This is a genomic window from Virgibacillus halodenitrificans, assembly GCF_001878675.1.
In the GTDB taxonomy this organism is placed as follows: domain Bacteria; phylum Bacillota; class Bacilli; order Bacillales; family Amphibacillaceae; genus Virgibacillus_Q; species Virgibacillus_Q halodenitrificans.
Genome location: NZ_CP017962.1, coordinates 2,326,681 through 2,352,552, shown reverse-complemented (window position 1 = coordinate 2,352,552; position 25,872 = coordinate 2,326,681). Strand labels below are relative to the sequence as shown.

Genomic DNA, 25,872 nt, shown 5'->3' with positions numbered 1-25,872 from the left:
CGCATTTTATCTATATTGTGAACTTCTTCGATGCCATATCTAAAAAAGCATAAATAAAAAACCGACCTCCTTTTCGAGATCGGCTGTTAGTAGCATACTAACGAATTTTTACTCATATTGTTAAGTCCTTATAAGATGAGATAATAAATTTTATCGTTAACCTTTGTATATAGGACCTGCTTGCTTGATATCATCACTAGCTTTGGTAAACTTTTTGAAGTTCTCATGAAACTTTACTGCAAGTGATTTTGCAGTTGCTTCATATGCTTTTTGGTCTTCCCATGTATTAATTGGTACTAAGACATCGTCTGGCACACCAGGCACGTGTATAGGAATTTCTAAACCGAAAATTTCATCCTTCGTTGTTTCAGCAGTATTCAGTTCACCTTCCAGAGCAGAATGAATCATTGCTCGCGTGTAGGATAGTTTCATACGATTACCGACACCGTAAGAACCACCAGTCCACCCAGTGTTCACAAGAAATACATTGGCGTTATACAAATCAATTTTCTCACCAAGCATTTCTGCATATGTCGCAGGGGCAAGTGGGAGAAATGGAGAGCCAAAGCAAGCTGAGAATGTTGCTTGCGGTTCCGTAACTCCTCTTTCCGTGCCAGCAAGCTTACTGGTATATCCGCTTAAGAAATGGTACATTGCCTGTTCTTTAGTTAATTTACTAATTGGCGGTAAAGTACCTGAAGCATCCGCTGTTAAAAATATAATTGTATTTGGATGTCCTGCAACACTTGGTGTTACAATGTTATCGATATTTTCCAATGGGTATGCAGCTCGTGTGTTTTCAGTTAAAGAAGTATCATCATAATCAGCAATTCTTGAATCCTCATGAAGGACTACATTTTCCAATACAGATCCAAACCGGATGGCATTAAATATTTGAGGCTCTTTTTCAGCTGATAAGTTAATACACTTTGCATAGCAACCGCCTTCAATATTAAATACTCCATTTGGACTCCAGGCGTGTTCATCATCCCCAATTAATTTCCTATAGGGGTCTGCAGACAAGGTTGTTTTCCCGGTGCCTGAAAGACCGAAGAACAATGCCACGTCCCCTTCTTGACCTACATTAGCAGAGCAATGCATGGATAAAACATCTCGTTGAGGTAATAAATAATTCATTACAGAGAAGATGGACTTTTTAATTTCACCTGCATACTCTGTTCCACCAATAAGAATGATACGTTTTTTAAACGATACAATTACAAATGCTTCCGAGTTAGTATTATCCACCTTCGGATCTGCTTTAAAAGTAGGGGCAGACACCACCGTAAACTCTGCCTGATGTGTTTTAAGTTCTTCATTAGTTGGTGTTATAAATAGCTGACGGGCAAATAAATTATGCCATGCATACTCATTTATTACTTGAATTGGTAATCGGTATTTTTTATCGGCACCCGCGAAGCCTTTAAATTGAAATAACTCTTCTTTTTCGGTTAAATAAGATATAACCTTCTTATAAAGTTTCTCAAAGGATTCTTCATCAATGGATTGATTGACAGCTCCCCAATCAATATATTTTTCGCAAACTTCATCTTTGACTATAAACTTATCTTTAGGTGAACGGCCAGTATACTTTCCTGTTGTCGCACAAACGGAGCCAGTTGAAGTAAGCACACCTTCATTCCGAGAGAGAATTTTCTCAACTAATACCGGAACGGATAAATTTTCATTTAGGTTTCCATGTGTGTAAAGCTCTTTTAATGATGATCTCTCAACTGTTTTCATATAAGATACCTGCCTTTATGGGAAAGTTTTTATATCACTACTTTATAGTGAATTTCATAATCTGATTATTAGTATAACACATTTAACATAATAGTCCATACTATTATCGATATTAATAATTGTGACTCGTATGACAATTAAGCGCGAAGAATTATTTAGTTGACAGCAGGGTCCTGTTTAGATAAGCTAAAATTCGAACGGATACTCTCTTATTCAGAGTTGGCGGAGGGACAGACCCTATGAAACCCAGCAACCATCACTCTTGGTGAAAAGGTGCTAATCTGGTGCAAGGATATTTCCTTGAACAATAAGAGCGAAAGGCCACTATTCCTTTCCTCGCCATTGTAGGAAGGGCTTTTTTTGTTTAACAAAATCATCCTTTAAAAATAATGATACTTGATAAATAGAGGTCCGTAAAATAATTATAAAAGGAGGATTTCGCCATATGGCTGCAAATCGTCGTTTGTTTACATCTGAATCAGTAACAGAAGGGCATCCTGATAAAATATCTGACCAAATATCTGATGCAATTCTTGATGAAATTTTAAAAACAGATCCTTATGCCCGTGTTGCATGTGAGACAACAGTAACAACTGGGCTTGTATTAGTTTCCGGAGAAATATCAACAACTACTTATGTTGATATTCCTGCAATTGTAAGACAAACTATAAAGGACATTGGTTACACACGAGCTAAATTTGGTTTCGATGCAGAAACCTGTGCTGTACTAACAGCAATTGATGAACAATCCCCAGATATAGCTGGTGGAGTAGATAAGGCCCTCGAGGCTCGGCAGGGGAAAATGAGTGATGATGAGATTGCTGCGATTGGGGCTGGAGACCAAGGCTTGATGTTTGGTTTTGCCTGTGATGAGACAGACGAGCTTATGCCACTGCCTATTTCTCTTGCACATAAATTAGCGAAGCGGTTGGCTGATGTAAGAAAAGATAAGATACTTGAATATTTACGACCTGATGGAAAAACACAGGTAACCGTAGAATATGATGAAAATGACCAACCTATACGCATAGATACTATTGTAATCTCTACGCAGCACCATCAAGATATTACTTTAGAGCAAATTGAAAACGACATTATTGAAGAAGTAATTCGGCCTGTAGTACCAAATGATTTGTTAGATGAAAATACAAAGTACTTTATAAATCCAACTGGTCGCTTTGTTATTGGAGGTCCACAAGGTGATGCTGGGTTAACTGGTCGTAAAATAATTGTAGACACGTATGGAGGATACGCTCGTCATGGCGGAGGAGCGTTTAGTGGGAAAGATTCAACGAAAGTAGACCGTTCTGCTGCATATGCTGCTCGTTATGTTGCGAAAAATATTGTGGCAGCCGAATTGGCTAAATCTTGTGAGGTTCAACTAGCATACGCAATCGGTGTAGCTGAACCGGTTTCTATTGCCATTAATACTTTTGGAACAGGAAAAGTCAGTGAAGAAGTATTAGTTGAAGCCGTTCGCAAGTTATTTGATCTTCGACCGGCTGGAATTATCCGTATGCTGGATCTACAGAAACCGATTTTCAAAAGTACTGCTGCTTACGGACATTTTGGAAGAACTGACCTATTATTTCCTTGGGAAAAAACAGATAAAGTAGAAGAGCTTAAAGCTTTAACATTGAATTAAAATCAAAGGCAATTGCAGCTGGATTAGCTGCAATAGCCTTTGTTAATTCTGAATAATGTTGTTCATCGTTTTACTGACTGGCCGTGGACGTTTTTGTAAAGCCTAAGTTGCCTTTGTACTATAGATCTGTATTGTCTTTATAATATTTTCCTTTTTCTACGTAGGAATTTCTTATTCTATCCATTTCTGCATAATCTTTTTCATTCAATTCCCTCACTACTTTAGCAGGTCTTCCTAATGCCAATACATTTGGTGGAATTTTTTTGCCCGGAGGAATAAGGCTACCTGCACCAATAAATGCATTCTCTCCAACTTCTGCACCGTCCAATATAATAGAGCCCATACCGATAAGAGCGTTTTTCTTAATTACTGCGGAATGTAAGGTTACCTGATGGCCGATGGTAACATCATCTTCTATAATAAGAGGCAGATTCGGACTTTGATGAAGCATAGTTAAGTCCTGGATACTAACTCTTTTACCTATTTTTGTTGGAGCTACATCTCCTCTTATAACAGTTTTGAACCAGACACTTGTTTGTTCGTCTATGGATACATCACCAATGATAGTGGCATCCTTAGCAATAAAAGCTGTTTCATGTACAGTGGGTACTTTTCCTTTATAGGCGTGGTATTCCATAGTAATCCTCCTTTAAAATACGATATTTCTTATTATTTTTTCTCAATAGCGATAATAAATGGTGGATTGTTTTTTTGATTGATAAAGCCATATTGAACTACATTGTAATCGTTTTGATCCAAATTCATTACGTGTTTCAGGACAATGTTCTTTTCTTCTTCTCCTCCTGGATGACCATGATATACGACTAAAACGATAAGTCGGCCCTGCTTTAAGAAATCCAGAATACTTTCTATTGCAGAAATAGTAGATTCTCCATTTGTAATAATCAACTTATCACTTTTAGGTAAATATCCAAGATTAAATATAGCTCCGCCTATTTGGGTATCCTTATTTATATATTTTTTTAGTCGTGCATGGCTATCTTGAATGAATGAAACGTTAAAACGATTATGTTCAACTAATCTTTGTCTTGTAGCATCTATTGCTTGTTGTTGAATGTCACAAGCAATAACATGTCCATTCGTTCCGACAATTCTACTCAAAAATAAGGTATCATTCCCATTACCACAAGTAGCATCGATTGTTGTGTCTCCCGGATTTACTGATTCTTCCAATAAATAATGAGCAAAATTTAATATTCCCTTTAACATATTTAACTCCTTCATTTTTGAGGATATAATTATTCTAACAGAACTAGCAAGGAATTTCCTTGACAAAGCAATCTCCTTTCATTACAATTCGAGATACATAATATATCGACGATGCGAAGGATTAGTAATATACATTCTCAGGCAAAGAGAGGCAGTGATTGGTGAAAACTGTCGTTGAAGTGTATATGAACTCACCTTTAAAGTTGCAGAAGTGAAAACAAGTAATTTCTGCCGTATATCTGCGTTATAGATACAAGTGAACACATTTGTGTTAATTTGGGTGGTACCGCGGGAAGTTAAAGTCTCTCGTCCCTATTTGTAGGGATGAGTGGCTTTTTTTATGTATAAGGAGGAAAAAATAATGAGTTTTAATCATCGAGAAATTGAAAAGAAGTGGCAAGAATATTGGTTAGAAAAAAAGACATTTAAAACCAATACATTTTCAGAGAAAGAAAAAGTTTATGCGCTTGATATGTTTCCGTACCCATCGGGGGCTGGTCTTCATGTTGGGCATCCGGAAGGGTATACAGCTACAGATATATTTTCAAGAATGAAAAGAATGCAGGGGTATGAAGTACTACATCCAATGGGGTGGGACGCTTTTGGCCTTCCGGCAGAACAATACGCTCTTGATACAGGTAACAGCCCAAAAGAATTTACTGCTAAAAATATTGCCACCTTCAAGAGGCAGATTCAAGAGTTAGGCTTTTCATATGATTGGGATAGAGAAATAAATACAACAGATCCGAATTATTATAAGTGGACCCAATGGATATTCACGAAATTGTATGAAAAAGGTCTCGCATATATGGATGAGGTTGCGGTAAACTGGTGTCCGGCATTGGGGACGGTACTAGCCAATGAGGAAGTAATAGATGGAAAAAGTGAACGCGGTGGTCATCCGGTTGTACGTAAACCGATGAAACAATGGATGCTAAAAATTACTGCCTATGCTGATCGCTTGTTGGAAGATCTTGAAGATGTGGATTGGCCTGAAAGTATTAAGGATATGCAGCGAAACTGGATTGGCCGCTCTGAAGGTGCAGAGGTTACATTTAAAATCGACGGTTTTGAAGAAAGCTTTACTGTGTTTACCACGAGACCTGATACGTTGTTTGGAGCAACCTACGCAGTGCTTGCGCCCGAGCATCCGTTTGTTGAAAAAATTGTAACAAATGATCATAAAGAAGAGGTCGAAGGTTACTTAAATAAAATTCAAACAAAATCTGATCTGGAACGGACGGATCTTGCAAAAGAGAAGACCGGAGTATTTACCGGAGCTTATGCAATTAACCCAGTAAATGGGGAAAAGATGCCTATATGGATTGCGGATTACGTGCTTATGTCTTATGGCACAGGTGCTATTATGGCAGTTCCTGCACATGATGAACGCGATTTTGAATTTGCCAGGAAGTTTGAATTACCTATTACGGAAGTGGTTACTGGAGGAGATGTTTCCAAAGAAGCATACACCGGAGATGGGGTGCTGGTTAACTCTGGTTTTCTAAACGGGCTGAATAAAAATGCGGCAATCAGTAAAATGATTGAATGGCTCGAGGAAAATAATAAAGGCTCTCGAAAAATTACGTATCGTTTACGTGATTGGTTATTCTCAAGACAACGTTATTGGGGAGAGCCAATTCCGATCATTCATTGGGAAGATGGAACAATGACCGCTGTACCTGAAACAGATCTTCCATTAGAACTTCCAACTATGACAGAAATCAAACCATCTGGTACAGGTGAATCACCTTTAGCGAATAGTGATTGGGTAAATGTGGTTGATCCGGAAACAGGCATGAAGGGGCGTCGTGAAACAAACACAATGCCTCAATGGGCAGGTAGCTGTTGGTACTTCTTACGTTATATCGACCCAGATAACCCAAATCAATTAGCAGATCCGAAAGCACTGCAAGAGTGGTTGCCAATTGATATATATATTGGGGGGGCTGAACATGCTGTACTCCATCTATTGTATGCTCGCTTCTGGCATAAATTCTTATTTGATATCGGTGTTGTCCCAACTAAAGAGCCATTTATGAAATTATTTAACCAAGGAATGATCCTTGGGGAAGGTAATGAAAAAATGAGTAAATCTAAAGGGAATGTAGTAAACCCAGATGATATTGTAGTGTCTCATGGAGCAGATACACTACGTTTATATGAAATGTTTATGGGACCATTAGATGCAGCGGTAGCGTGGTCAACAAATGGACTAGATGGTGCAAGGCGTTTTCTTGATCGCATTTGGAGATTAATGATCACTGAAGATGGTAAACCATCAGAAAAGATTAGCGATAAAATAAATCCGACCCTTGAAAAGGTGTATCATGAAACAGTTAAAAAAGTTACCGAGGACTTTGAAAATTTACATTTCAACACAGGAATCTCTCAAATGATGGTATTTATTAATGAGGGGTATAAAGCGGAATACCTTACAAAAGAGTATGTAGAAGGATTCATTAAAATGATTTCTCCTGTAGCACCACATATTGCTGAAGAATTATGGAGCCGTCTTGGACATTCCGAGACAATTAGCTACGAACCGTGGCCAATATACGATGAAACAAAGCTGGTTGATAAAGAGGTAGAAATAGTTATCCAAATTATGGGGAAAGTACGTAATAAACTCAAGGTTTCTAAGGATATTTCCAAGGAAGAATTAGAAAAAATAGCCTTGGAGGATGACAAAATTAGTGATTTACTTGAAGGAAAAACTGTTCGTAAGGTAATTGTAGTTCAAGGGAAACTTGTTAATATTGTAGCTAATTAAACAGAAAAACCTCTTTCGTAAATGGAAGAGGTTTTTCTGTTTATAAATGACTTACATCAAATTAGTTTTTAAAATTGTCCATTTTCCATCCTTAAAATACCAAAGTGTCTCTATCACTCCTAAATGAGTAGAAGATGAAGAAAGGCTTAGCTTCATTTTACTTTTTAAACCATATCCCTTTCCACCACTTAATTCAATTGGGTCAAAGGAGGTGATATGACGATTAATCACTGGCTTCTCTTTTAATACTTTTCCATTACTGCTGTACATTCCCAGTCGAGTAAGCTCTTTTGAACGATTGCTTATATCTATAGATAGTGGACTGAGTTGGGGGGTTAATTTTACAGTCAAATAAAAGTTATCTTTAAATGTTAGCTCCATGTACTCTCTTTTAGGTAAACGGATCTCTTCTATATTATCCTTTTTAATACTAATTAGTTTGTAGTTAAATACTTCACTTTCGTTTTCTGTGGTAGAACTCTGGTATAGTATATCCTCTTTTTGATTATGATTATAGTCAATAAATTTTAACGAAGGTTTATACCCCCCGCCTAATTCTATCTTTCGTACTTTGGAAGAATCTTCTTTTATTTCTGCCCATATCCTTGGATAATAGGCAGATTGTTTAGAAAAAGGGTTTCCTTTCAAATGTATATTTTCTTTTGTTCCATTTTGTTGTAAGTCTACATGATAGGAATTTATTGTTACTTCCTTCATTCTTTCATCTGCTAACGTAACTTGTGTAAATAGCAAAAAATATATCATAAAACAGGAAATTAATATATATCTCATCAATAATCTCTCCAGTCTTGAATATAATTTATGTTGTGTTATTTATTTGCAGGATATACCTGAATATCGTAAACTGGACTAGAATTATTAATAAAGGAGAAATTAATTATGGAAGAGATTAAAGAAGTAACACCTAAAGAAGTAGAAAAGTTGGTCCGTGAAGATGAAAACATTGTCGTTTTGGACGTTCGCGAAGATGAAGAGGTAGCACAAGGAATGATAGAGAATGCAAAGCATATTCCATTAGGGGAGCTGCCATATTCCATGGACGAATTAGACCAAAAGAAACACCATGTGCTTATTTGCAGATCTGGTAACCGTAGTATGAAAGCAGCTACCTATTTAAAAGAGAAAGGCTATGATGTATCTAATATGAGTGGAGGCATGCTTGCTTGGGAAGGAGAAGTTGTTTTTTAAGAATTCATGTTGACAGACTAATTAATGAGTAGTAGTATATATTTTGCTGTTTTAAAAACACTATCATATTTTATCAGAAAGTCTTTCGGAAAAAGTAGAATGTTGGTTGACATTGTAAATGTATAGTGATATAATCGATTTCCAACATAGAAGTTTGTCATGAATTTGGCTTTTATGTTAAAAAATACTCGCTCGCGAAAATGTTGACTTTTAAATGTTAACGTGATAGAGTATTCAAGTCGCTGTTTTTGGAAGTGACAATAAATTCGTTCTTTGAAAACTGAACAAAACAACCAGTATGTCAAGAAAAACATGACGTTTTTCGTTAATTTTTAAAAAGCCAGAAGTTAACGCTTCTGCAGCTAAGACATGAGATAAGATTGATTGGTGTCGATCTTATTCAAACTTTTATGGAGAGTTTGATCTTGGCTCAGGACGAACGCTGGCGGCGTGCCTAATACATGCAAGTCGAGCGCGGGAAGCAAGCTGATCCTCTTCGGAGGTGACGCTTGTGGAACGAGCGGCGGACGGGTGAGTAACACGTGGGCAACCTGCCTGTAAGACTGGGATAACCCCGGGAAACCGGGGCTAATACCGGATAATACTTTTCATCCCCTGATGAGAAGTTGAAAGGTGGCTTTTAGCTACCACTTACAGATGGGCCCGCGGCGCATTAGCTAGTTGGTGAGGTAACGGCTCACCAAGGCAACGATGCGTAGCCGACCTGAGAGGGTGATCGGCCACACTGGGACTGAGACACGGCCCAGACTCCTACGGGAGGCAGCAGTAGGGAATCTTCCGCAATGGACGAAAGTCTGACGGAGCAACGCCGCGTGAGTGATGAAGGTTTTCGGATCGTAAATCTCTGTTGTTAGGGAAGAACAAGTGCCGTTCGAATAGGGCGGCACCTTGACGGTACCTAACCAGAAAGCCCCGGCTAACTACGTGCCAGCAGCCGCGGTAATACGTAGGGGGCAAGCGTTGTCCGGAATTATTGGGCGTAAAGCGCGCGCAGGCGGTCCTTTAAGTCTGATGTGAAAGCCCACGGCTCAACCGTGGAGGGTCATTGGAAACTGGAGGACTTGAGTACAGAAGAGGAGAGTGGAATTCCACGTGTAGCGGTGAAATGCGTAGAGATGTGGAGGAACACCAGTGGCGAAGGCGACTCTCTGGTCTGTAACTGACGCTGAGGCGCGAAAGCGTGGGGAGCGAACAGGATTAGATACCCTGGTAGTCCACGCCGTAAACGATGAGTGCTAGGTGTTAGGGGGTTTCCGCCCCTTAGTGCTGAAGTTAACGCATTAAGCACTCCGCCTGGGGAGTACGGCCGCAAGGCTGAAACTCAAAAGAATTGACGGGGGCCCGCACAAGCGGTGGAGCATGTGGTTTAATTCGACGCAACGCGAAGAACCTTACCAGGTCTTGACATCCTCTGCAATCGGTAGAGATACCGAGTTCCCTTCGGGGACAGAGTGACAGGTGGTGCATGGTTGTCGTCAGCTCGTGTCGTGAGATGTTGGGTTAAGTCCCGCAACGAGCGCAACCCTTGATCTTAGTTGCCAGCATTTAGTTGGGCACTCTAAGGTGACTGCCGGTGACAAACCGGAGGAAGGTGGGGATGACGTCAAATCATCATGCCCCTTATGACCTGGGCTACACACGTGCTACAATGGATGGAACAAAGGGAAGCAAAACCGCGAGGTCAAGCAAATCCCATAAAACCATTCTCAGTTCGGATTGCAGGCTGCAACTCGCCTGCATGAAGCCGGAATCGCTAGTAATCGCGGATCAGCATGCCGCGGTGAATACGTTCCCGGGCCTTGTACACACCGCCCGTCACACCACGAGAGTTGGTAACACCCGAAGTCGGTGAGGTAACCTTTTGGAGCCAGCCGCCGAAGGTGGGACCAATGATTGGGGTGAAGTCGTAACAAGGTAGCCGTATCGGAAGGTGCGGCTGGATCACCTCCTTTCTAAGGATTTAGAACGGAATACTGGAAGGTTTATACCTTTCAGGAAGGACATACATGGTTGTTTGGTTCAGTTTTGAGAGAGCGAATCTCTCTTTTTGTACCTTGAAAACTAAATAAGAGTAACAACGACATCAATTTTAGATATAAAAGCATGGCTAAGAAATTAGCACGCTTATTCATTGTAAAAATAGTTAAGTGAATAAGGGCGCACGGTGGATGCCTTGGTACTAGGAGCCGAAGAAGGACGGGACTAACACCGATATGTCTCGGGGAGTCGTAAGTAGACATCGATCCGAGAATTTCCGAATGGGGGAACCCACTGTTCGTAATGGAACAGTACGCATAGCTGAATACATAGGCTATGTGAGGCAGACCCGGGGAACTGAAACATCTCAGTACCCGGAGGAAAAGAAAGCAAATGCGATTTCCCAAGTAGCGGCGAGCGAAACGGAATTAGCCCAAACCAGAAAGCTTGCTTTCTGGGGTTGTAGGACACTCCTTTGGAGTTACAAAGGAATTCTTTAGATGAATCGATCTGGAACGATCAGCCACAGCAGGTAAGAGCCCTGTAATCGAAAAGGAATTCTCTCCGGAGTGTATCCTGAGTACGGCGGAACACGAGAAATTCCGTCGGAATCCGGGAGGACCATCTCCCAAGGCTAAATACTCCCTAGTGACCGATAGTGAACCAGTACCGTGAGGGAAAGGTGAAAAGCACCCCGGGAGGGGAGTGAAAGAGAACCTGAAACCGTGTGCCTACAAGTAGTCGAAGCCCGTTTATGGGTGACGGCGTACCTTTTGTAGAATGGACCGGCGAGTTACGATCCCATGCAAGGTTAAGTGGAAGACACGGAGCCGCAGCGAAAGCGAGTCTGAATAGGGCGATTTGAGTATGTGGTCGTAGACCCGAAACCGTGTGATCTACCCATGTCCAGGGTGAAGGTCAGGTAACACTGACTGGAGGCCCGAACCCACGTATGTTGAAAAATGCGGGGATGAGGTGTGGGTAGGGGTGAAATGCCAATCGAACACGGAGATAGCTGGTTCTCTCCGAAATAGCTTTAGGGCTAGCCTCAAGGAATGAGTACTGGAGGTAGAGCACTGATTGGACTAGGGGCCCTCATCGGGTTACCGAATTCAGTCAAACTCCGAATGCCAGCTACTTAGACTTGGGAGTCAGACTATGGGTGATAAGGTTCATAGTCGAAAGGGAAACAGCCCAGACCGCCAGCTAAGGTCCCAAAGTATACGTTAAGTGGAAAAGGATGTGGAGTTGCCCAGACAACCAGGATGTTGGCTTAGAAGCAGCCACCATTTAAAGAGTGCGTAATAGCTCACTGGTCGAGTGACTCTGCGCCGAAAATGTACCGGGGCTAAACGTATCACCGAAGCTGCGGATTGTTCTTACGAACAATGGTAGGAGAGCGTTCCAAGTGCTGTGAAGTCAGACCGTGAGGACTGGTGGAGCGCTTGGAAGTGAGAATGCCGGTATGAGTAGCGAAAAAAGAGTGAGAATCTCTTTCACCGAAAGCCTAAGGTTTCCTGAGGAAGGCTCGTCCTCTCAGGGTTAGTCGGGACCTAAGCCGAGGCCGAAAGGCGTAGGCGATGGACAACAGGTAGATATTCCTGTACCACCTCATGAGCGTTTGAACGATGGGGGGACGCAGTAGGATAAGGAATGCGCACCGATGGATGTGTGCGCCCAAGCAGTGAGAAAGTTGGATAGGCAAATCCGTCCAACAATTTCAAGCTGTGATGGGGAGGGAAATTGAGTACCGAAGTTCCTGATTTCACACTGCCAAGAAAATCCTCTAGTGAGTTCATAGGTGCCCGTACCGCAAACCGACACAGGTAGGCGAGGAGAGAATCCTAAGGTGAGCGGGAGAACTCTCGTTAAGGAACTCGGCAAAATGACCCCGTAACTTCGGGAGAAGGGGTGCTCCTTTAAGGAGGAGCCGCAGTGAATAGGCCCAAGCGACTGTTTAGCAAAAACACAGGTCTCTGCGAAGCCGAAAGGCGAAGTATAGGGGCTGACACCTGCCCGGTGCTGGAAGGTTAAGGGGAAGCGTTAGCTTACGCGAAGCGCAGAACCGAAGCCCCAGTAAACGGCGGCCGTAACTATAACGGTCCTAAGGTAGCGAAATTCCTTGTCGGGTAAGTTCCGACCCGCACGAAAGGTGCAACGACTTGGGCACTGTCTCAACGAGAGACCCGGTGAAATTATACTATGCGTGAAGATGCGCATTACCCGCGACAGGACGGAAAGACCCCGTGGAGCTTTACTGTAGCCTGATATTGAATGTTTGTACAGCTTGTACAGGATAGGTGGGAGCCTTGGAAACCGGAGCGCCAGCTTCGGTGGAGGCATCCGTGGGATACCACCCTGGCTGTACGACCATTCTAACCCAGGGCCGTGATCCGGTCCGGAGACAGTGTCAGGCGGGCAGTTTGACTGGGGCGGTCGCCTCCCAAAAGGTAACGGAGGCGCCCAAAGGTTCCCTCAGAATGGTTGGAAATCATTCGTAGAGTGTAAAGGCAGAAGGGAGCTTGACTGCGAGACCTACAAGTCGAGCAGGGACGAAAGTCGGGCTTAGTGATCCGGTGGTTCCGCATGGAAGGGCCATCGCTCAACGGATAAAAGCTACCCCGGGGATAACAGGCTTATCTCCCCCAAGAGTTCACATCGACGGGGAGGTTTGGCACCTCGATGTCGGCTCATCGCATCCTGGGGCTGTAGTCGGTCCCAAGGGTTGGGCTGTTCGCCCATTAAAGCGGTACGCGAGCTGGGTTCAGAACGTCGTGAGACAGTTCGGTCCCTATCCGTCGTGGGCGTTGGAAGTTTGAGAGGAGCTGTCCTTAGTACGAGAGGACCGGGATGGACACACCGCTGGTGTACCAGTTGTTCCGCCAGGAGCATAGCTGGGTAGCTACGTGTGGCAAGGATAAGTGCTGAAAGCATCTAAGCATGAAGCCCCCCTCAAGATGAGACTTCCCATCACTTCGAGTGAGTAAGATCCCTCAGAGACGATGAGGTTGATAGGTCCGAGGTGGAAGCGTGGTGACACGTGGAGCTGACGGATACTAATAGATCGAGGACTTAACTAATTTTCTTCTTTGATCGTCGTTGTTTTTCTCTTATTTAGTTTTTAGGGTATAAATTCATTTTATGATAGATATCGCTAAAAAGTGGTCTAGTAGCAATAGCGGAGAGGTCACACCTGTTCCCATGCCGAACACAGAAGTTAAGCTCTCCAGCGCCGATGGTAGTTGGGACTTTGTCCCTGCAAGAGTAGGACGCCGCTAGGCAATTTAAAAAGCATTGTGATACGTAGCGTATCGCAATGCTTTTTTATATGGATGATTTCTAGGAGGAATTGTCATACCGCGCCAGTTTATTTTTGAAGGTTTCGGGTCCGTAAATATTGATTAGAGATAAAACTTGAGACAGTCATTATGAATTGTGCTATATAGCTCATCTCTAATGAACAAACCCTCCATCCAAACGCAAAGAACTGTCCAATAGCTCTTCTCTAATGGACAAATAGGCAATTCAGCATTGTGATACATAGCGTATCGCAATGCTTTTTTATCTGTTATTCCAGAATGGATGGAGTTTAAGCTGTATTTCTCACTTCAAGACTTCTTCTCCTCTCCTTTTTACGAGATAGAAAGAAAAGTTCGATCTGCATTATTTTTTGGAATGTTTATGGTTAACACACCATTTCTATAGGAGGCAGTCGTGTCTTTTTTTGATATTGGAAATGGTAAAGTGATAATACGTTCATTCTTTCTATAAGCTTCCTGCTTATGAAAGTATTTTTGTTCGTCATCTTTCTTTTCTACGTAATTAGAGCTATTTACACCTATTCTAATTTGTCTTCCCATAATTTCCAACTCTATTTGTTCTCGGGTATATCCAGGTAACATTGCATGAATTATTATTGAAGATTGCGTTTCTTTAGTCTCAATGGGGATTGCTTTATTGTTCCATAGAGTATTAAAATCTCTAAAGGCCTCACTGAAAAATCCATCCATGCGACTCATCAAATCAGTAAATGGCTGTGATCTTTGTGTTCGCTTATTTTGGTTATTGTCCATTCAGACATCATCCTTTCCTCATATTAATAGTAAGGTATGCATTAACTAGAGAATATTAGTGGGCTCAAAAAATAAATGCACATTCATATTCGAATTTTTTACTTAAATGTATGAATAGTAATTGTTAGTTGTTCATCCTTTTTTATTTTTTGAAAATATAGAATACATTAAAGTATTATGTTACACTAAAATAAATAATTGTTGTGGAGGTATTCTTATTGGTTCGAAAAAGTTTTAAAAGTATCGTAACAACTTCCAATCGTTCCAATTATCTATCTGAGAAATGGTTTGATAAGATTAAAGCCTTTCAAGTGCTAGTAGTTTATGATGATGATAGCTTTACGAATAACTTATATGAAAACTTCCATAAAGACGTGTACATGGATATGGAAGTTACGGAAATTTTTGAAAGTAACGCTGATTCTGATACCTTTGTTATTTGTCAGCAAACCTATCAACAAAATAAAAAGTTGTTTCTGAAATTAAGGATTAACGCTAGAAATGAACTTATTTTGAGGATGGCAAAAGTAATTATTATTTATTTATTGAAAAGGTATAAGGCGAAGTCTTCTATCACATTAACTAATCAACCTCAATTTAAAGATACACAGTTTATTCATTCATTAGTAAAGCAAATAGAAGTAATGTTAAAAGAACAAACTTTCTTAGCAGATAATAAAGTTTGGGATGAGTTTTGTGAATGGCTAAACGTTTATCTGTCAGATTGGGTTTTGCAGGATATGGAAAACTCCCTTGGAATAATTGCTTTGGAGAAAATGTCAGAAGAAGAGATAAAAAGTTTATTCAATAAATATATTGCTAAAAATATATCCGGAGATTCTAGATTTATGGCTAATTTTAGAAAAATAGTAAATGGCTATGTTCAACAATGGATAACTAAAATAATCTCTGAATTGCACCTGGATAAAATGCCTTTGCATCGAATAGAGGAACTTCTTCAATTAGAAAAACCAGTTGTTCACGAAAAACCTAAAGATATTACAATGACAGTGCTGCAAGATGGTAATTTACAAGTTATGAGCAATCCAGTATATCAATCTATCCGTGAGTCCTTATCTAATTGTACCTTCAAGCGAACAGACAAAGTAGACTGGCCAACTTCATTATTAAATAAAGGTACAATGAAAGGAACAATCCAAATTAAACCAGCACAACTACAAAATAATAGAGCTAAAGAAGAAGAGATAATCAAGTCTTCTTGGAACCAGGTTAAAAGACTATCTGAAGTAGATGTAGATGTGTATGATGCATTGTGCAGCATATTTCTTGCAAAATCTAAGCATCATAAAGATATAGTAGAATTTTATATGAAGGATTTACTCATAATGCGTGGAGTTAAAGCAAAATTGGGAGGAAAGGGTAGAAGAGGTGGTTTTGAAGTAAAACAACGAAACCAGATTTTGCAAGCGCTTTCTATAATGCAGAATTTATGGGCTGAAATTGAAAACGTAACCTTATACGAGAAAGGTAAGTCGGTGCAAGCGTCATTACAAGGAAGAGTTTACCTATTTCAGGATGAAAACCAGAAAGAGATAGATATTAGTAAGCATTCGTTTAATAAACCCTGTTATTTTTCTCTTGGTGAGGTGTTAAGTAAATTTCTTATCGGATCAGGAAGACAGACAGCAATACTACCTTTACATACTTTACAATATCACCCATATCAGGAAAAATGGGAGAAAAAGCTTATTCGATATTTGAGCTGGAGATGGAGAACACAAGCTAGAAGTGGTGCGTATATGCAGCCACATAAAATAAATACCTTACTTGAGGTTCTTGGTATCCATATTAATAAACGTGCTCCATCTCGTACTAGGGAGAGACTTGAGAAAGCTTTTGACCGATTATTAGAAGATGGTGTAATCACTTCGTGGCAATATGAGAAATGGGATGAGGATATTGCCAGTATGAAGGGATGGGCACGAATATGGGAATATTCTACAGTAGTAATTAAACCCCCTTTGTCTATTAGAGATCAATATAGTTCAATAGAGAGAAAAGGGAAAAATAAATTTAAGGCTTCAGCAAATGCAAATAAAGTTAATAATTCCTTAGGAGCAAGAATAAAGTATTACAGAAATAGATTGGGACTTACTCTTATTCAAGCAGCTGAAGAAATTGAAATATCCACATCTTATTTAAGCAATATTGAAAGAGGAATCAAGATACCTTCCGCTAGAGTAGGGACCCGTATTGAGAAATGGGTTCAATTGCACGAAAATAGTATATAATTATTAACACTCTCCATGCGCCCTTGCATGGTTTTTTTATTTCGTTAATTTTAGTTTTATTTACAAACATACCTGAATTTATGTTTAGTTGCATGTTAGTCGTAGTTAACTTGCACCAAAGTTGGGGTTACATTGAACGCAAAAAAATATTTATTTTTCCAAAGGTCAGTATAGCAAGGGAATAATGAATACATTTACAAACTTTACTTTCTAACAATTAAATAATTTTAAAATAGAAAAAATATTAAAATTAAAGAATCTAATCTCCTATAATACTCATAAGCTACAAGTTAATCTAACGTAGTTAAATGAGTGGGGTGAATCAAATTGAGAGGTAAGGAAAATTATCTATCGCTTGAACCTTTATTTAACCCGAGAACAGTAGCTGTACTCGGTGCATCGGAAAACAAAAATAAACTTGGCTACTTACAGGTAAAGGCATTGCTCAATAATGGATTTAATGGAGAAATTTATCCTATTAATCCAAATTCAGAAATGATCGAGGGCTTACCATGTTATCCAAATTTAGCCGATACTCCTAAACAGGTTGATTTAGTGCTCTTTTGTGTAAGCGCTGACAAAGTGAAGAAATGCTTGGAAGAATGCGGTATAAACAATGTGAAAGCCGCTGTGATTTTTGCTTCTGGATTCTCCGAGATTGGGGAAGATGGTCAAAAAGAACAGGAGCAATTGAATAAAATTGCAAAAAAACATGGTGTGCGAATTATTGGCCCAAATTGTGTAGGAATTGTAAATACGATGAATGGTTTGATGGGCACTTTTTCTCCTGGACTTACCCATGTACCTGTTAACGAACAAAGAGAGGTGGGTTTTATAACTCAGAGTGGTGCTTTCGGTGTATTGACTTATATAGCTGCTGCTCAAAATGGTTTAACATTTAATTATTTTGTCAGTGTAGGAAATGAGGTCAATACGCAATTTTCCGATGTAATTGAATATATGCTCCATGATGACCAAACAAGTATTATTTCCGGATACTTAGAAGGTGAAAAGAATCCTCAAAAACTAAGACTTCTTGCAGAACAAGCGCTCGAAAGAAATAAACCAATTATTATTATGAAGTCAGGGAGAAGCTTAGCTGGTAGTAGGGCAGCCGCATCTCATACTGGTTCATTAGCTGGCTCAGATCAAATATATGATGATTTTTTTAAGCAAACAGGAATTGTTAGAGCGGAAGACTATGATGACATTATCTCTTTTTCAAAACTATTTTTATCTGGAAGATTACCAAAAGGTAAAAATACCGCAATTATAACAAGCTCTGGGGGTAGGGGAATTAACGAAGCAGATCGTTGTGAACGTTATGGACTCAATGTCCACAGTTTAAGTCAAGATACTAAACAGAAAATACAAAAGGTTATTCCTCCTTTCGCCAGTGCGACAAACCCAATTGATTTAACTGCAGCCGCTGCAATTACACACCCAGAGCTTTTTCTCGCACCTTTACAGGCGTTAGTAGAAGATGCGGATACTGATATCATCTTCTTTTCAGAATTTCCCATGGAATGGGATGAGAATCACCCATCTCTTCAGAAATTTATCGAGATATGCAAAAGTACAGACAAGTTAATATTTGTAACAACTTTTCCTTTGGAAGGAATGTCTGTACCTAAGGGGGCTAACGCGCTAACTAAAAATGGAATCCCTTTCATTCCAGGGAATTTAAATCCCATCAGAGCACTTTCAAAGCTTGCGGATTACAGTGAGAAATATCTTCAGCATATGCAGAAAAAAGAACTGCCAAAAGAAGACAGAGTTATTAACAAAGCAAATGTGAAGGATGTCTTGAATCCCGGTGCCACATTAAGTGAATCTGAGGCAAGTAATATTCTTGATGCGTATGGAATTCCAACTGTAAAGAGAAGTTTAGCAATAACTGCAGATGAGGCTGTGCAGCATGCAAAACAAATTGGTTTTCCAGTTGTTTTGAAAATAGATTCTCCTGATATTCCACATAAATCAGATGCCAATGCAATTCGGTTAAATGTGAGAAATGAACAAGAGGTTAGGGATGCTTTTAGTGAGATTAATAAGAATGCAAAATGGTATAAACCGAATGCCAAAATTAATGGTGTTGCTGTTCAAGAAATGCTACGTGATGGCGTTGAGATTATTGTCGGTGTAACAAATGACACTTATTTTGGTCCTGTGATTATGCTTGGTCTTGGTGGTGTTTTCGTAGAAGTATTCAAAGATGTTTCTTTCCGTGTTTCCCCTTTAACGAGGCAAGACGCTATGGACATGATTGAAGAGCTTAAGAGCTCAGTTATTTTGAAAGGAATACGAGGAAGAGCACCAGTTGATATAGAGGGGATAGTTGAAATTCTGTTGAAGGTTTCAGCGCTTGTTTCAGATTATGGAGAAGAAATAAAGGAATTGGATATAAATCCTTTAATTGTATACGAAAAAGGGGTTGTGGCAGCAGATGCCATGCTTGTTGTTCATGAACGACAAAGTAAAACTACCATTGCAGGAGGGTGAATTGTATGGAGCTAGATAATAGCATAATTGGTATGACTGGTGAGTCGTTTACTTTTGAAGTAGAAAAAGGACATATAAAAAGATTTGCAGAAGCGATAGGAGATAATAATCCTCTATATATTAATCAAGAATACGCAGAGAAAACAACATATCAAAGCGTAATTGCTCCACCGACTTTCTTGATTGCTGCTGGTGCTAACGGGGGGGATTTGCCACTAGAGCTTGACACTAAAAGAATGCTGCATGGAGAACAGGAGTTTATATATTATAAATCGGTCCGTCCAGGTGATTCTCTTCAGTGCCAAATGAAGGTTAGTGACTTGTATGAGAGAGAAGGCAAGAGTGGTAGTATGCAGTTTCTTATCTTAGATACAGAAATGAAAGATCCACAGGGTGAACTAGTAGCAATTAGTAGAATGAATATTATTTATAGGAAAATATAGCTTTCTAATGGAGGGTACGTTATGGCAACAACTACATCGCTTGATTTTACGTCTTTAAAAGAGGGACAACAACTTAAATCTTTAACTAAGCCGCCGGTCACAAAAGTCCAGCTTGTTAAATATGCAGGAGCCTCTGGTGATTTCAATCCGCTGCATACTGACGATGAATTTGCAAAAAAAGTTGGTATGGATGGCGCTATAGCACACGGCATGCTAATAATGGGTTTTTTGGGGGAATATGTCATGTCGATTGCTGGTACCAGTGCAGAGATTTTTCGATTTCGAATGCGCTTTGGGAGTGTTACCAGACCAGGTGATCAAATAACCTGTTTTTCTACGGTTACCAAGATTTATAAAGAAGAGGATACTCATTGTGTTGAATTGGCATTAAAAGCAGAAAAGGCAAATGGTGAGACAGTAGGTACCGGGATCGCTCATTTAAGACAACTATAATTATGTAAGCAAGACATAAAGGAGGTAATACAAGGTGGGAAAAATAAAAGATCGGTATGCGATTGTGGGAGTTGGGGAAAGTGAACGTTCCAGAAATTCAGGTACGACCCCCTTACACATGGCATTGGACGCAGCACGTGCAGCATTGAATGATGCAGGTTTAGAAGCCAAGGATATAGGTGGGTTTATGAATTATAACGAAAATGATTCATGTACGTCGCATCAATTAGCAACTTATCTAGGTGTGCGCCCTAAATATGTAAAGGATATCCAAGGCGGCGGAAGTAGCACGGAAATGTTAATTGGAGATGCGATTGGTTTAATCGAAGCAGGAATGCTCAACACGGTTTTAATTTTTCGGTCCATGAATGGAAGTTCAGGTCAGCGTGTAGGGCGTGGATATGATCCTGATATGCTACAATCTGCACTCCCAGGAGGAAGTTATATTATCCCATATGGTTCAGCAAGCCCTTCACAATGGTTTGGTATGTTTGCTACGCGCCATATGTATGAGACCGGTATTACAAAAAAACATTTGGGCCATGTATGTCTAAGCTTTTATGAACATGCTCAACGTAATCCAAAAGCTTTTTTGTACGGTAAACCTCTTACGATGGAGAAGTATTTGGAAACTCCTGATATCAGTTATCCATTTAACATCCATGATTCCTGTGTGGAGCTTGATGAAGCGAATGCCATCATTGTTACTTCAGCAGAAAGAGCAAACGATTGCAAATCTAAACCTGTATATATTATGGGAATGGAAGCAAGACAGTGTCACCCCAATGCACATTATTGGGCGGATTTAAACCAAGTTGCTTCTGACTACGTTGGTGAAAACTTATTTCATTCCGCTGGAGTAAAACCAGAGGATATGCAAGTTGCTTCTATCTATGATTGCTTTAGCTGGGTAGTATTGCGTCAGCTTGAAGCATATGGACTTGCTCCAAAAGGTGAAGTAGGTGAATTTGTAGCAGACGGTAATTTAAGGATGAATGGTAAATTGCCAACAAATACAGCTGGCGGTATGTTATCTGAAGGGTATACACATGGAATGAACAATGTTTTGGAAATCGTAAGACAACTACGCCATGAATACAAAGGGGCAGAACGCCAAGTAAAGGACTGTGAGATCGGTATTTGTACTGGTTGGAGTGGTCCTGATATAGCTGGAGCAATGATTTTGAGAAATTAGGAGGAGATATTCATGAATGGTCAAAAACCAATTCCGCTTAAAACGCAAGACAATCAGCATTATTGGGATATGGCAGATCAACACGAATTAGCTTTGCAAAAATGTAATGACTGCGGGGAATATGCACATCCTCCAGGACCGAGCTGTGTACATTGCGGGAGTACAAATCTTACTTGGGAATCATTGGGGAATAATATAGAAGCAACAATCTACTCTTATATTATATCTTACCGGCCTTTTTTACCGGGATTTCAAGATGATTTGCCACTCATTATTGCACAGGCTGAATTAAAACAGATACCAGAAATAAAATTGATGTGTAATTTGTTAAGATGTAATCCAGAAAATGTACAAATTGGTATGCCGGTTAAAATGATTTGGGATGATATCACAGAAGATAGAGCCCTACCACAATGGGTTCCACAAGAAGTGTGATTGCTAGACTAGTAATATTAGATGATGGGATGTGAGCGTATGGATTTCACTATTACAAAAAATGAAGAAGCTTTTCGTCTTGAATTACGTTCCTGGCTTGAAGAAAATCTTCCGCCAGGCTGGCTGGATGGAAACAAGGATTTACCGAAAGAAAAAGAGGCGTATTCCCAATTCCTCAGAGATTGGCAAAGAAAGTTATATGAAGGAGGTTGGGCAGCTATTGCCTGGCCGAAGGAATATGGTGGAAGAGATGCAACGCTTATGGAGGAAATCATTTACCATCAGGAAATGGTTCGTATCGATGCCCCACCCCTAATAAATTACATTGGAATTCATATGGTTGGACCAACACTAATTCAGTCAGGTACAGAGGAGCAAAAGGAGAAACACATTCAAAAAATACTTACAGGAGAAGAAGTTTGGTGTCAGGGGTATTCAGAGCCAAATGCTGGTTCAGACTTAGCTGCAATCCAAACTAATGCTGTTAAAGAAGGCGATAAATGGATTATTAATGGACAAAAAGTGTGGACCAGTTTTGGACAGTTTGCAGATAAATGTTTTCTCCTCGCGCGTACGAGTTACGACCGGGATAAAAAGCATCGGGGAATTACAGCTTTTCTCCTCGATATGCATCAGCCTGGAGTGGAAACCAAACCCATTATTCAAATGGATGGGAAGCAGGAATTTAATGAAGTTTATTTAACAGATGCTATAGCATCTGATGCAGATATTGTAGGTGAGGTTGATAAAGGTTGGCGGGTAATGATTGCATTAATGCTTCATGAACGCACCGGCATTGGAGCAGAATTATTTACTTTAGAGAAGCGCTTTAACGATTTGGTAGAAATGGCAAAGGAACATGAAGTCAATGGGCAACCTCTTCTAAAGGATTCTTTTATAAGACAAAAAATGGCCGGGTTATATGCACGCGTACGTGGTTCGCTATTGAATTATTATCGAAATCTAACTATTACACTTAAACAAGGGCATCCTGGAGCAGAAAGTTCTATCGATAAACTTGTAGTAAGTGAACTGACAAAAGAAATGGCAGCTTTTGCAATGAGTATTCAAGGACACCAAGGGGTTTTATGGAAGGAAGATGCTCTAATTGATACTCGTTGGCAGGAAAATTTCCTTGCATCATTTGGTCAAACAATTGGTGGCGGAACAAGTGAAGTTCAACGAAACACTATTGGAGAAAGATTGCTAGGCTTACCAAAAGATCTTGGACGTTAAAAGAATAGAGGTGGTATTCAATGGATTTTGCATTAAGTGAAGAACAAGAGATGTTTCGTGGTTATTTACGGAAGTATTTGGACGATGCTGGACAGACAAAACTTGCTAGAGAATATAGCAAAGGTAAAACGAATGAGTTAATGGAGACATTGCAAGGGTTGTCAGAGCTTGGGGCTACTGGCATTAATATACCTGAGGAGTATGGTGGTTTGGAGCTTGGTACGTTGGACCTTGTGCCCGTATTTGAGGAAATGGGAAGATCTTTATTACCTGGTTGTTACCTTGAGACTATGGGGTTTGCTGTGCCACTTATTAAAAAATACGGTACAAAAGCTCAAAAAGAAAAGTACCTGCCAGAAATTGCAACTGGAAAGAGGAGTATAACACTCGGAGTAATTGAGCCGAAAAGAGATTTTTCTCCTAATGGAATACAGTGTTTTGCAGAGAAAGAAGAAGATTACCTGGTGCTTAACGGCACAAAAACACTTATCCCTGATGGAGATCTGGCTGACACGTATCTACTCTTAGTGAGAACAGATGAGGGAGATGGTCAAACAGGACTATCCTTTGTATTTGTTGATCATGAGGATGGTGCGCAGATTCAGCTACAGAAGTGTATTGATGAGTCAAAACATCTTGTTGAACTATCGTTTAATGAGATCAAAATACCAAACGAACGCCTGCTGGGGGAGAAGGGGCAAGGATGGACTATTCTTGAGGATGGCCTGTTATATCTAAATGCTGCCCTTAGCTCCATGATGGTTGGTGGAATGGAAAAAGTTGTTGATATGGCTACCGAATATGCTAAAATTCGAGAACAGTTTGGACAACCAATTGGTCGCTTTCAAGCAATTAAGCATCGAATTGTAGATATGAAATTAGAATTAGAGACTGCACGTTCATTAAGCTATTATGCAAATTGGGCATTGGAAAGTGAGGAACAGGAGCGAGAGGCAACAATTTACAGCGCACGTTCATTCGCTACCAATGCATTTATCGATGTAGCTTCACATAACATTCAAATTCATGGAGGCATTGGCTTCTCTGAAGAAATAGATTGTCATCTCTTTCTTAAAAGAGCACGTTACTATGAGAGCTATCTGGGCTCAGTGAATTATTATAATGAACAAATTGCTTCCGGGTTAGGATGGTAATACAATACATTTATTGAAAGGTGGCAAACCATGCATACATCCAGTGAATTAAAGGAATACCACAATATTATTAATGGGAAACCTTCTCCTGTTTCCAGCGAAAAAATGATGGATAGCATTGATCCGGCAACTGGAAAGCCATGGTCGAAGATTCCTCTGAGTAAGGTAGAGGATGTAGAAAGGGTAACAGCTTCGGCCCGTGGTGCTTTTGCAGCTTGGTCATCTCTTCCTGCCAGAGATAGGGGGGATTATCTAAGGCAGATAGGGGATATGCTTGATGAGCATGGAGAGGAACTTCTGAATCTGGAAACACGGAATAATGGTTGGGTACGTGATGATTACAACTACTTGAATATTGTAATGAAGCAGCTTTGGTATGAAGCAGCTGGAACAGCTTCCAATATGGGAAGCCATGGAAAAACGGTACAAATGGGTAGAGATAACTTTGGATATACATTACGCAAGCCATATGGTGTTGTACTTGGAATTTTACCATGGAATGCTCCACTTTTTACATTTACAATTAAGGCTGCTTATGCTTTAGCAGCTGGTAATACAGTAATCATTAAACCATCTGAGCATGCGGCTGTTGCGTCGTTAAGATATGGTGAATTACTGAGTGAAATTCTCCCACCTGGTGTGATAAACGTTATATCCGGACTTGGTAGTGATATTGGTGATGCTTTAGTAAGTCATAAAGAAGTAAACAAAGTGAGTTTGACCGGTTCAAAAGCGACTGCTGAAGCAATTACGAAAGCTTCAGCAGGTTCACCTAAATCTTTGATTTTCGAATTGGGAGGCAAATCTCCAAATATTGTCTTTCGGGATGCGGATATAGAAAAGGCTGTTAATGGTTTAATAAACGGTATTTTCACAAGAAATTCTGGCCAGATATGTGTGGGTGGATCACGAATCCTTATTGAAAGATCGATATTTGATGAAGTTCTTTTACGGATGAAGGAAAAGATACAGGATTCGTACATTAAATTTGGTAATACATTAAATACGGAGAACACGATGGGTCCAATTGCGAATCTCCCCCAGTATAATAAAGTTATTTCCTACATTAAAATTGGGCAAGAAGAAGGAGCAGAGCTTGTTTTCGGCGGTAGAAGTGGTGGTAGCACTCTATTGCCAGGAAATACAGAATACGCTGGTGGATACTGGGTAGAACCAACACTATTTAAGGCGAATTCCAATGCTTTACGTATATGTCAAGAAGAAATCTTTGGACCTGTAGCAGTAGCAGTTCCCTTTGATTCGGAGGAAGAAGCAATTGAAATTGCGAATGATACAAGCTACGGTCTTGCTGCAGGAGTATGGACTACTGATTTGGCAAGAGCCCATCGTATGGTCGATAAAATTGAAGCAGGTAATGTATGGGTTAATACGTACGGTATTGTTGGAGCCGATCTGCCTTTTGGAGGCTTTAAAGAAAGTGGCTACGGAACGGATTCGATCTTGGATTATACGCAGGAGAAGACGTGTGTAATAGATTTTAATTAGGAAATAAAGAGGGAAGTAATAATAG

At 40.1% G+C, this 25,872-nt stretch carries 17 protein-coding genes, 3 rRNA genes, 1 riboswitch and 1 other annotated feature; of the genes, 15 read left to right on the top strand and 5 right to left on the bottom strand.

The window, feature by feature from the left end:
- Window positions 1-156: 156 nt before the first annotated feature.
- Window positions 157-1,743, bottom strand: a complete 1,587-nt coding sequence (gene pckA, locus BME96_RS12220) for a phosphoenolpyruvate carboxykinase (ATP) (RefSeq protein WP_071649174.1) — start codon at window positions 1,741-1,743, stop codon at window positions 157-159.
- Window positions 1,744-1,949: 206 nt separating this feature from the next.
- Window positions 1,950-2,057: riboswitch (SAM riboswitch) on the top strand.
- A gap of 131 nt (window positions 2,058-2,188) precedes the next feature.
- Here pckA and metK point away from each other — a divergent pair.
- Window positions 2,189-3,388 carry a methionine adenosyltransferase gene (gene metK, locus BME96_RS12215; RefSeq protein ID WP_019375767.1) on the top strand — a complete coding sequence of 400 codons (1,200 nt, stop codon included), beginning with the start codon at window positions 2,189-2,191 and terminating at the stop codon, window positions 3,386-3,388.
- Between the two features lie 118 nt (window positions 3,389-3,506).
- Here metK and BME96_RS12210 read toward each other — a convergent pair whose 3' ends face one another.
- Window positions 3,507-4,025, bottom strand: coding sequence for a gamma carbonic anhydrase (locus BME96_RS12210; RefSeq protein ID WP_019375766.1), 519 nt, complete (start codon window positions 4,023-4,025; stop codon window positions 3,507-3,509).
- A 32-nt stretch (window positions 4,026-4,057) separates the two neighbouring features.
- Complete coding sequence (locus tag BME96_RS12205; RefSeq protein WP_071649173.1) at window positions 4,058-4,618, bottom strand: tRNA 5-(aminomethyl)-2-thiouridylate-methyltransferase MnmM; 561 nt, start codon at window positions 4,616-4,618, stop codon at window positions 4,058-4,060.
- Between the two features lie 102 nt (window positions 4,619-4,720).
- Window positions 4,721-4,935 (top strand) — a binding site (T-box leader).
- Window positions 4,936-4,979: 44 nt separating this feature from the next.
- On the opposite strand from BME96_RS12205, the gene leuS reads away from it, so the two are divergent.
- Window positions 4,980-7,391, top strand: a complete 2,412-nt coding sequence (gene leuS, locus BME96_RS12200; RefSeq protein WP_071649172.1) for a leucine--tRNA ligase — start codon at window positions 4,980-4,982, stop codon at window positions 7,389-7,391.
- Between the two features lie 51 nt (window positions 7,392-7,442).
- On the opposite strand, the gene BME96_RS12195 is transcribed toward leuS, so the two are convergent.
- Entirely contained in the window at window positions 7,443-8,183 is a 741-nt protein-coding gene (locus tag BME96_RS12195) for a hypothetical protein (protein WP_060681802.1), read from the bottom strand.
- A 108-nt stretch (window positions 8,184-8,291) separates the two neighbouring features.
- On the opposite strand from BME96_RS12195, the gene BME96_RS12190 reads away from it, so the two are divergent.
- The 4 genes from BME96_RS12190 to rrf all read left to right on the top strand — a co-directional run bounded on the left by BME96_RS12190 (window position 8,292) and on the right by rrf (window position 13,879).
- The gene (locus BME96_RS12190; RefSeq protein WP_019375762.1) at window positions 8,292-8,600 is read left to right on the top strand and encodes a rhodanese-like domain-containing protein; all 309 of its coding nucleotides are present in this window, start codon (window positions 8,292-8,294) and stop codon (window positions 8,598-8,600) included.
- 407 nt (window positions 8,601-9,007) lie between these two features.
- Window positions 9,008-10,573: ribosomal RNA gene (locus BME96_RS12185) — 16S ribosomal RNA — on the top strand.
- Between the two features lie 189 nt (window positions 10,574-10,762).
- Window positions 10,763-13,678, top strand: a 23S ribosomal RNA gene (locus BME96_RS12180).
- A gap of 85 nt (window positions 13,679-13,763) precedes the next feature.
- Window positions 13,764-13,879, top strand: a 5S ribosomal RNA gene (gene rrf / locus BME96_RS12175).
- The 16S, 23S and 5S rRNA genes sit together here, the layout of an rRNA operon.
- A 351-nt stretch (window positions 13,880-14,230) precedes the next feature.
- Here rrf and BME96_RS12170 read toward each other — a convergent pair.
- Complete coding sequence (locus BME96_RS12170; RefSeq protein WP_060681489.1) at window positions 14,231-14,671, bottom strand: Hsp20/alpha crystallin family protein; 441 nt, start codon at window positions 14,669-14,671, stop codon at window positions 14,231-14,233.
- 218 nt (window positions 14,672-14,889) lie between these two features.
- Between BME96_RS12170 and BME96_RS12165 the strand changes: the two genes are divergently transcribed.
- The 9 genes from BME96_RS12165 to BME96_RS12125 all read left to right on the top strand — a co-directional run bounded on the left by BME96_RS12165 (window position 14,890) and on the right by BME96_RS12125 (window position 25,847).
- On the top strand, window positions 14,890-16,923 hold the full coding sequence (locus BME96_RS12165) for a helix-turn-helix domain-containing protein (protein ID WP_060681491.1): 2,034 nt from the start codon (window positions 14,890-14,892) through the stop codon (window positions 16,921-16,923).
- 327 nt (window positions 16,924-17,250) lie between these two features.
- Window positions 17,251-19,425, top strand: a complete 2,175-nt coding sequence (locus tag BME96_RS12160) for an acetate--CoA ligase family protein (RefSeq protein ID WP_060681493.1) — start codon at window positions 17,251-17,253, stop codon at window positions 19,423-19,425.
- A gap of 5 nt (window positions 19,426-19,430) precedes the next feature.
- Entirely contained in the window at window positions 19,431-19,868 is a 438-nt protein-coding gene (locus tag BME96_RS12155) for a MaoC family dehydratase N-terminal domain-containing protein (RefSeq protein ID WP_071649171.1), read from the top strand.
- A 21-nt stretch (window positions 19,869-19,889) separates the two neighbouring features.
- On the top strand, window positions 19,890-20,321 hold the full coding sequence (locus BME96_RS12150; protein WP_071649170.1) for a MaoC/PaaZ C-terminal domain-containing protein: 432 nt from the start codon (window positions 19,890-19,892) through the stop codon (window positions 20,319-20,321).
- 34 nt (window positions 20,322-20,355) lie between these two features.
- The gene (locus tag BME96_RS12145; protein WP_071649169.1) at window positions 20,356-21,516 is read left to right on the top strand and encodes a thiolase C-terminal domain-containing protein; all 1,161 of its coding nucleotides are present in this window, start codon (window positions 20,356-20,358) and stop codon (window positions 21,514-21,516) included.
- Window positions 21,517-21,528: 12 nt separating this feature from the next.
- On the top strand, window positions 21,529-21,951 hold the full coding sequence (locus BME96_RS12140) for a Zn-ribbon domain-containing OB-fold protein (protein WP_071649168.1): 423 nt from the start codon (window positions 21,529-21,531) through the stop codon (window positions 21,949-21,951).
- A 39-nt stretch (window positions 21,952-21,990) separates the two neighbouring features.
- Window positions 21,991-23,187: an acyl-CoA dehydrogenase family protein gene (locus BME96_RS12135; RefSeq protein WP_071649167.1), complete on the top strand. Its 1,197-nt coding sequence runs from the start codon at window positions 21,991-21,993 to the stop codon at window positions 23,185-23,187.
- A 20-nt stretch (window positions 23,188-23,207) separates the two neighbouring features.
- The gene (locus BME96_RS12130; RefSeq protein WP_071649166.1) at window positions 23,208-24,341 is read left to right on the top strand and encodes an acyl-CoA dehydrogenase family protein; all 1,134 of its coding nucleotides are present in this window, start codon (window positions 23,208-23,210) and stop codon (window positions 24,339-24,341) included.
- Window positions 24,342-24,371: 30 nt separating this feature from the next.
- Entirely contained in the window at window positions 24,372-25,847 is a 1,476-nt protein-coding gene (locus BME96_RS12125; RefSeq protein WP_071649165.1) for an aldehyde dehydrogenase family protein, read from the top strand.
- Window positions 25,848-25,872 lie beyond the last annotated feature (25 nt).

Bases quoted from the DNA above. Each gene is read 5' to 3' on its own strand.
- pckA (WP_071649174.1), bottom strand. From the start codon at position 1,743: ATGAAAACAGTTGAGAGATCATCATTAAAAGAGCTTTACACACATGGA.
- metK (WP_019375767.1), top strand. From the start codon at position 2,189: ATGGCTGCAAATCGTCGTTTGTTTACATCTGAATCAGTAACAGAAGGG.
- BME96_RS12210 (WP_019375766.1), bottom strand. From the start codon at position 4,025: ATGGAATACCACGCCTATAAAGGAAAAGTACCCACTGTACATGAAACA.
- BME96_RS12205 (WP_071649173.1), bottom strand. From the start codon at position 4,618: ATGTTAAAGGGAATATTAAATTTTGCTCATTATTTATTGGAAGAATCA.
- leuS (WP_071649172.1), top strand. From the start codon at position 4,980: ATGAGTTTTAATCATCGAGAAATTGAAAAGAAGTGGCAAGAATATTGG.
- BME96_RS12195 (WP_060681802.1), bottom strand. From the start codon at position 8,183: ATGAGATATATATTAATTTCCTGTTTTATGATATATTTTTTGCTATTT.
- BME96_RS12190 (WP_019375762.1), top strand. From the start codon at position 8,292: ATGGAAGAGATTAAAGAAGTAACACCTAAAGAAGTAGAAAAGTTGGTC.
- BME96_RS12170 (WP_060681489.1), bottom strand. From the start codon at position 14,671: ATGGACAATAACCAAAATAAGCGAACACAAAGATCACAGCCATTTACT.
- BME96_RS12155 (WP_071649171.1), top strand. From the start codon at position 19,431: ATGGAGCTAGATAATAGCATAATTGGTATGACTGGTGAGTCGTTTACT.
- BME96_RS12150 (WP_071649170.1), top strand. From the start codon at position 19,890: ATGGCAACAACTACATCGCTTGATTTTACGTCTTTAAAAGAGGGACAA.
- BME96_RS12140 (WP_071649168.1), top strand. From the start codon at position 21,529: ATGAATGGTCAAAAACCAATTCCGCTTAAAACGCAAGACAATCAGCAT.
- BME96_RS12135 (WP_071649167.1), top strand. From the start codon at position 21,991: ATGGATTTCACTATTACAAAAAATGAAGAAGCTTTTCGTCTTGAATTA.
- BME96_RS12130 (WP_071649166.1), top strand. From the start codon at position 23,208: ATGGATTTTGCATTAAGTGAAGAACAAGAGATGTTTCGTGGTTATTTA.
- BME96_RS12125 (WP_071649165.1), top strand. From the start codon at position 24,372: ATGCATACATCCAGTGAATTAAAGGAATACCACAATATTATTAATGGG.